General features: G+C 53.9%; 2 protein-coding genes. Both read right to left on the reverse strand.

Features of this window, described 5'->3' with window-relative positions:
- Nucleotides 1–279 precede the first annotated feature (279 nt).
- Complete coding sequence (locus ACTH3S_RS18280; RefSeq protein WP_441810432.1) at nucleotides 280–963, reverse strand: SIR2 family NAD-dependent protein deacylase; 684 nt, start codon at nucleotides 961–963, stop codon at nucleotides 280–282.
- The gene (locus ACTH3S_RS18285; RefSeq protein WP_441810433.1) at nucleotides 963–2366 is read right to left on the reverse strand and encodes an FAD-binding oxidoreductase; all 1404 of its coding nucleotides are present in this window, start codon (nucleotides 2364–2366) and stop codon (nucleotides 963–965) included. The genes ACTH3S_RS18280 and ACTH3S_RS18285 overlap by 1 nt, the downstream gene beginning before the upstream one ends.
- Between the last annotated feature and the right edge of the window lie 227 nt (nucleotides 2367–2593).

Here is a 2593-nt window from a genome sequence, read left to right on the forward strand (position 1 = left end):
CGCCGGTAGAGAGTATTTTTATTGATCGGATGATTGCGGGGCACTATTGGATGCTTAAGCGGCTTGGCGTTCAGGCGGCTTTTGGCGAGGAGCTTCGTCGGTATCTTGCTGAATCGCACTGATTCCCGATTTTGGTGCTGACGGCAGTATCAGGGCATGGTTTCCAAAACACGCTGTGAATACGTCCGTGTACGCTTGGCTACGCCATCCATGGCTTCGCACAGTTTTGGAAACCATGCCCTGACACTGCCTACCAAGCTTTGCAGTACGCGCCGATGCCTATCTAGCTAAGTAGTTTGCAGCCCACTCGGCAATGCCTTCACTTGCACCTTTCTGAATAACTCTGGCACGGGAAACACCTGCTGGCTCGCCTGGGTCTATTACGGTAATGGGTACGCCGATATCCACTTCGTGAACCAGACCGGCTGCCGGGTAGACTTGTAGTGATGTGCCTACGATTAACAGGTCGTCTGCGGTGCGAACCAGGTCTGCGGCCGCCTCGAGCATGGGGACTTCTTCGCCAAACCAAACGATGTGCGGGCGCAGTTGCTGGCCTAGTTCGCACTGATCGCCTTGATTGATGTCCCCATAGCCGATGTCGTAGACCAGTTCTGGGTTCGCGGAGCTTCTGGCCTTGGTGAGTTCGCCGTGTAGGTGAACCACGTGGCTGGAGCCGCCGCGTTCGTGCAGATCGTCTACGTTTTGGGTGATGATGGTTACCCGGTGGTGCTGCTCCAGTTCGCCGAGCAGTTGATGGGCTCGGTTTGGCTGGGCCGAGGCCAGTTGTTGTCGGCGTTCGTTGTAGAAACGCAGCACCAGTTCCTGGTTGCGGGCGAAGGCTTCTGGGGTGGCCACGTCGTATACGCTGTGTTGCTCCCAGAGGCCGCCGTTGTCGCGGAAGGTGGACAGGCCGCTTTCGGCACTGATACCAGCGCCGGTGAGTACTACTATGTGCCGTTGCATTAGTCGAATATCTTGCCTGGGTTGATGATGCCGTTGGGGTCGAAGACTTGCTTGATCCCTCTCAGGTAGGCAATTTCTGTTTCGCTGCGGGTGTATTGCAGGTAAGGCTTTTTGGTCATGCCTACGCCGTGTTCAGCGGAGACGCTGCCCTGGTATCTTTCGACGATTTCGAACACCCATTTGTTGACCTGCTGGCACTTCTCGAAGAAGTCTTCTTTGGCCATGTCTTCCGGCTTTAGGATGTTTAAGTGCAGATTGCCGTCACCTATGTGGCCAAACCAGATGATTTCGAAATCCGGATACTCGTTAGCGACTAATTCATCGATTTCGGCCAGAAACTCCGGAACCTTGGAAACCACCACAGAGATGTCGTTCTTATAGGGCGTTCGAGGCGCGATGGACTCTGAGATGCGTTCACGCAGCTGCCATAGGCTTTTAGCCTGGGTTTCGCTTTGACTGATCACACCGTCTAGTACCCAGCCGTTTTCCATGCACTGCTCGAACAGGATCATGGCATCATCCATAACTTGATCCGACGTCGCTTCAAACTCCAGCAGTGCGTAATAAGGGGCTTCGGTTTCAAACGGTGCCTGTACCTGGCCGTGGGCGAGAACATGCCCCATGGCTTCGTGGGAGAAGAACTCGTAAGCAGTTAGATCCAGGCCACCCTGGAAGGTTTTAAGCACGTCCATGGTGTTGCCAAGGTCATTCAGCCCAAGCACCAGCACGGTCAGGTTATTTGGCTGGCGTGTAAGCTTCATGGTGGCTTCGGTAATAAAGCCCAGAGTTCCTTCGGCGCCAATGAACAGATGGCGCAGGTCATAGCCGGTGTTGTTTTTTTCCAGATCCTTGTTCAGATCAAGAATGTCGCCTTTGCCAGTGACCACTTTAAGCCCAGCCACCCAGTCACGGCTCATGCCATAGCGAATCACCTTTATGCCACCTGCGTTGGTGGAAATATTACCGCCTAGCTGGCTAGAGCCTGCAGAGGCAAAGTCTACCGGGTAGTACAGATGATTCTCTTCGGCAAAGTTCTGCAGCTGCTCGGTAATCACGCCAGCCTGGCAGCGCACCAGGCGGTCGCTGGCGCTAAAATCGAGAATCTGATTCATGTTGTCTAAAGCAACAACCACTTCCTCGTTTGCAGCCACAGCGCCGGCACTCAAACCGGTACGGCCACCGGAGGGAACCAGCGACACCTGATTTTGGTTGGCAAACTTTACCAACGCCTGAACCTGTTCGGTGGTTTTCGGGAGTGCAATGGCTAGAGGATTGGGGGCGTATATTCGAGTCCAATCTTTACCATAATTCTCGAGATCAGCCGGGTCAGTCAGTATCTTTCCGGGCGCATCACCGATGGCTACCAGCTCTTTAAGGGAGGCAATGATCTGTTCGGAGTTCATGTGTGTGGCAGTCTCGTCAGGGTTGGGCCGGCAAGCTCTGGAGATAAATTTTAAATTCGATTGATCCAGGCGAACCGGCGCACTGTGAAAAGTTGCTTTTATGGTATCATACCGCTCCTGTTCTGTGAGCCAGCCCCGACGATCACTGGCTGCAGGTGATTTCATGCCACGAAAGGTTCGGAAGCAAAGCCCATGTCAACGACGTCTCTCGAAAAGAGCAAAATCCG

This window comes from Marinobacter sp., from assembly GCF_052094685.1.
In the GTDB taxonomy this organism is placed as follows: Bacteria; Pseudomonadota; Gammaproteobacteria; order Pseudomonadales; family Oleiphilaceae; genus Marinobacter.